General features: G+C 71.0%; 6 protein-coding genes. 2 read left to right on the plus strand and 4 right to left on the minus strand.

From position 1 onward, the window contains the following. Positions 1–466: 466 nt before the first annotated feature. Positions 467–1,537, plus strand: coding sequence for a ribosome small subunit-dependent GTPase A (rsgA, locus tag ABDW35_RS32535; protein ID WP_343717997.1), 1,071 nt, complete (start codon positions 467–469; stop codon positions 1,535–1,537). Between the two features lie 115 nt (positions 1,538–1,652). On the opposite strand, the gene ABDW35_RS32540 is transcribed toward rsgA, so the two are convergent. Continuing rightward, positions 1,653–2,366, minus strand: coding sequence for a hypothetical protein (locus tag ABDW35_RS32540; RefSeq protein WP_343717998.1), 714 nt, complete (start codon positions 2,364–2,366; stop codon positions 1,653–1,655). Positions 2,367–2,536: 170 nt separating this feature from the next. After that, positions 2,537–2,950, minus strand: a complete 414-nt coding sequence (locus tag ABDW35_RS32545) for a DoxX family protein (protein WP_343717999.1) — start codon at positions 2,948–2,950, stop codon at positions 2,537–2,539. Between the two features lie 108 nt (positions 2,951–3,058). On the opposite strand from ABDW35_RS32545, the gene ABDW35_RS32550 reads away from it, so the two are divergent. Next, positions 3,059–3,949, plus strand: a complete 891-nt coding sequence (locus ABDW35_RS32550) for a LysR family transcriptional regulator (protein ID WP_343718000.1) — start codon at positions 3,059–3,061, stop codon at positions 3,947–3,949. A 7-nt stretch (positions 3,950–3,956) separates the two neighbouring features. On the opposite strand, the gene ABDW35_RS32555 is transcribed toward ABDW35_RS32550, so the two are convergent. After that, positions 3,957–4,337 (minus strand): VOC family protein, encoded by a 381-nt coding sequence (locus ABDW35_RS32555; RefSeq protein ID WP_343718002.1) that lies wholly within the window; start codon positions 4,335–4,337, stop codon positions 3,957–3,959. A 48-nt stretch (positions 4,338–4,385) separates the two neighbouring features. Beyond that, positions 4,386–4,652 carry an Atu4866 domain-containing protein gene (locus tag ABDW35_RS32560; protein ID WP_343718001.1) on the minus strand — a complete coding sequence of 89 codons (267 nt, stop codon included), beginning with the start codon at positions 4,650–4,652 and terminating at the stop codon, positions 4,386–4,388. Positions 4,653–4,706 lie beyond the last annotated feature (54 nt).

A 4,706-nucleotide genomic window follows, 5' to 3' on the forward strand; every position in this document is an offset into this window, starting at 1 on the left:
GCCCGGAAATCTCACACCCCCTACGCCCTGCGTCGTCTTGCGGTGAGTCGGATGCGGGGGCGGGACGCGAAAAGCGTATAGGGACATACGGTTGAGCGGCCCGCCCCCGCAGGCGGCCACCGCAAGACGACCCTTCGGGCCGGTTGAAAATGCCGACAGGGTGCGTCGAACGGCTTGCCCGATGCAAAGGCATCGCGCTGCGCCGCTCTCCTGCCCCGTCGGCATTTTGAACCGGCGCAGGACGCAGGGGGTGTGAGATATCCGGGCTGGACGCCCGGCTTGACGTCGGCCCCGCCGCCGGTTATCGCTGACGATGTCCATGAACGGCCCGGAAAGGAGGGTTAGAACGATGGCTGCCATTGTCCGCGCGCTCCGCGCCTCCCCTCGCCGCGCCGCCGTTCCGACCATCTGACATCCAGGGTCCCTCGGCCGGCGCCTGACAGGCTTCCCGATCGAGGATCTCCCATTGATCGATCATTACGGCTGGAGCCCGGCGCTCCAGCATGCGTTCCATCCCCATGCCGCCCGTGGCCTGAGCCCGGCGCGCGTGATCGTGCAGCAGCGCGGCGCTTATCACCTGGTCACCCCGCTGGGCGAGATGACCGGGCAGCTCTCCGGCCGCTTCGCCCATGAGGCGCTGGAGGGCGACTATCCCGTGGCCGGCGACTGGGTGGCCGCTGCCCTGCGTCCCGACGAGGGCAGCGCCACCATCCACGCCGTGCTGCCGCGGCGCAGCGCCTTCACCCGCAAGGCCGCCGGGCCCGGCCGCCCGATGGGCCAGGTGGTGGCCGCCAATGTCGAGGTCGCCTTTCTGGCCGCCTCGCTGAACGCCGACCTGAACCCCCGGCGCATCGAACGCTATCTGGCCACGGCGTGGGAGAGCGGCGCCTCCCCCGTCGTGGTGCTGACCAAGGCCGATCTGTGCGACGACCGCGACGGCCCGCTGGCCGAGATCGAGGCCGTGGCGCTGGGCGTGCCGGTCCACGTCGTCTCCGCGGTCACCGGCGAGGGCGTCGAGGCTCTGCGGGACTGCTTCGCACCGGGCCAGACAGCGGTGCTGCTGGGCAGCTCCGGCGTCGGCAAATCCAGCTTGGTCAACGCTTTGGCCGGGGTGGAGCTGATGGCGACGGGCGCGATCCGCGAGGACGACGCCCGCGGCCGCCACACCACCACCCATCGCGAGCTGGTACTGCTGCCGAATGGCCGGCTGGTGCTGGACACGCCGGGCATGCGCGAGCTGGGGCTGTGGGAGGCCGGGGACGGCGTCGCCGCGGCCTTCGCCGACATCGAGGTGCTGGCGGCGGAGTGCCGCTTCGCCGATTGCGGCCATGGCAGCGAGCCCGGCTGCGCCGTGCGCGCCGCGCTGGAGGATGGCAGCCTGGACCCGGAGCGCTGGCGCAGCTGGGGCAAGCTGCAGCGCGAGCTGGCGCATCTCGAGCGCAAGGAGGACCCGCTGGCCCGGGAGCGGGCACGCAAGGTCTGGATCCAGCGGCACAAGCAGTACCGCGCCGGCAAGAAGCGGGGGGAGTGGGGATGAGGCCGGGCTGCAAACCGCCCATTCATCCTCCCCCTCCCCTCGTCCCCCTCCCACAAGGGGAGGGGGAGAGTGGAAAGGCTGGGCGGGTGAGAGACTGTCGGGGGCAAACAGCGGCTCAGCCGCTGCCGTCGGGCTTGAGCTTCCAGGGCGGGCGGTCGAGGCGGGTGCCGGTGACGGTGTCCCACCAATAGGGCGGTCCGTCGGGCCGGCCGTCCTTGGCGGCCTGGAAGCGCTGGTACCGGCCGCTGCCGGGCCCCAGGATCGGCCACCAGGGCGCCTTCGGCTCGTCGCCCTCCATCAGCGCGTCCATGGTCGGGAAGGCGGCATAAGGCCCGGTCGGCTCGTCCTCCGCCGGCCGGTCGGGATCGGCCGGCTCCAGCACCAGGTCCGGCCGGATGTCCATCTCCCGGCACAGGCGGATGACGATCTCCTCGATCGGGTGGCCGGCCAGGAGCAGGGCGGCGTCGATGCCGTCATCCTCGATCAGCCGCTCCCACATCCAGGACGTGGCCTTCTCCAGATCCCCGCCATAGAGGCTGCCGTTGGCGGCGATCGAGCGGGTGACGAGGCCCGCCACCTGGCGGCGGCGGCGCGCCGTCTCCGCGGCCCGGTCGCGGGCCTGGGCGGCCGCCTTGTCGGCCATCTCCTGCCGGTCGCGGATCAGGCGAAACTTGAGCGCCAAGGTGCGGCGGAGGCCGCGGGCGGCGCGGTCGAAGGCGAGGCCGAAATCCTTGGCCTGGGCGGCGTCGCCGGCCCGGGTGGCGGCCAGCAGGCTTTGATGCGTCGCCTCGGCCTGCTCCATCGCCATCTCGGCCAGTCGGTCGAGCATGCGCCCGGCCCGCTCCGCCTCGGCCGGATCTATGGTCGGCGGAGCGGGTTGAGGGGTCGGGACGGAATGCGCCTTGTTCATAGAACGTATCATGAACGAGAATCGGCCGGGCCGCGCAATGAACATTGTGTTTGCTTGAGCCGATCGCCCCGGCGACTTGACCGGGAAGCCTATGACGCCGGCTTCGCCACGGCCCGGCCCAGGCGCGCATCCAGGCTGAAGCTGCCCGCGCCGAAGCTGGCGACCTGCAGCAGACCGCCGGTGATGGCGATGTTCTTCAGGAAGTGGATCATCTGGTTCTGGTCGGCGAAATCGTTGTGGAACGCCAGGGCCGCCACCACCGTGAACACCGCCAGCACCAGGGCGACCATGCGGGTCTGGAAGCCGACGACCAGCAGCAGGCCGCCGCCGATCTCGACGATCAGCGCGATGGCATAGCCCAGCTGGGGTGCCGGCAGGCCGACCGAGCCGATATAGCCGATGATGGCGTCCGGCGCCGCGATCTTGGACAGGCCGCTGAGCAGGAACAGGATGGCAATCAGCAGCCGGCCGAAGGCCGGGGGCCAGGAGGTCGAAGGGGTCATGGAACGGTCTTTCTGCCGCAGGAAGGGAGGATGGTCGCGGGACTCTATGACCAGTTCATATTTCGAGAAATCCTGATAATCCTGAACGATCTTTTCAGGATCTCAGAAATGCCCAGCCCCGGTACGCCCACCCTCGACCAGCTCCAGGTGCTTCTCACCGTGGTCGAGGCCGGCAGCTTCGCCGCGGCGGCGCGGCGCCTGAACCGCGCCACCTCCGCCGTCACCTATGCGATCGACAATCTCGAGGCCCAGTTGGGCCTGGCGCTGTTCGACCGGGTGGCGACGCGGAAGCCCAGCCTGACCCCGGCCGGCCGCGCGGTGCTGACCGAGGCCCAGGCCGTGGCCCAGGGTGTCGACCTGCTGCGTGCCCGGGTGCGGGGCCTGCTGGAGGGGCTGGAGCCCGAGGTCTCGCTGGTCGTCGACGTCATGCTGCCGACGGCACGCCTGGTCGACGCGCTGCAGGCGTTCCAGGCGGCATTCCCGAGCGTGCCGCTGCGGCTGCACGTCGAAGGGCTGGGCGCGGTGGCGCAGCTGGTGCTGGACGGCACCGCCATGGTCGGCATCGCCGGCCCGCTGACCGTCGGCACCGGACTGGAACGGATCTGGATCGGCGGTGTGCAGCTGGTGCCGGTCGCCGCCCCGTTCCACCCGCTGGCCGGCCTCCGCGGCTCTGCCGTCGCGGCGGCGCGCGACCACATCCAGCTGGTGCTGACCGACCGGTCGCCGCTGACCCGAGGCCACGATTTCGGCGTGTTCGCCCGGACGACGTGGCGGCTGGCCGATCTCGGGGCCAAGCACGCCCTGCTGCTGGCCGGGGTTGGCTGGGGCAGCATGCCCGAACCGGTCGTGCGCGGCGATATCGAGGCCGGCCGGCTGGTCGAGCTCGACCTCGGCGACTGGCGCGCCGCGGTCTACACGCTGAGCGCGATCCACCGCGGCGACACGCCGCCGGGCCCCGCGACCCGCTGGCTGATCGAACGCTTCGCCAGCCAGGGGTGACCGCGCCTCAGACCGGGTTCGAGATCTCGATCAGGTTCCGGTCGGGATCGCGGAGATAGACCGAGCGGATCGGCCCGGTGGCCCCACTGCGGGGCACCGGGCCTTCCTCGAGGACGATGCCGAGCCGCTGGAGATAGGCCATCACCTCCTCCAGCGGCGTCGCGGCGATGAAGCAGAGATCGGCCGAGCCCGGCGTCGGCCGCAGCGCCTTCGGCTCGAACTCGCGGCCGGCCTGGTGCAGGTTGATCTTCTGGGTGCCGAAGCGCAGGGCCTTCCTTCCCTGACCGAAGGTCTCGACCGTCATGCCCAGCGCGCGGGCGTAGAAGTCGCAGGTCGCCTCGATGCTGGCCACGGTCAGCACCAGGTGGTCGAGATGGTCGATGCGGATCATGCCGTCCTTCTCCTCGATTGCCGGGATGATAGGACGGCGTGCCGCTCAGTCCCAGCGCCCGTCCCGGCGGAAGCGGTCGCCGCCGACCTCCAGGGTTCCGTCGGCGACGGTGCCGGTGGCGGTGAAGCCGGAATCGTCGGCGAAGAAGATCCGGCCCGGGCCGCGGATCTCCCACCTGCCGGTATAGGCGCTGCGCCGGGCGCCGCGCGCCTCGTCATAGCGGCCGCCGGCCAGCAGCTCGAGCCGGATATGGCCGTTCTCGGTGATCCACATGCCGACGAGGTCGGCTTCGGAGAGTTCGGTGCGTGTCATGTCGGTGGCCTGCGGTGTGGGACTCGAGGATCGGGCATCGGCGTCCGGTGCGGC

The sequence above is a fragment of the Inquilinus sp. genome (assembly GCF_039594555.1).
In the GTDB taxonomy this organism is placed as follows: domain Bacteria; phylum Pseudomonadota; class Alphaproteobacteria; order DSM-16000; family Inquilinaceae; genus Inquilinus.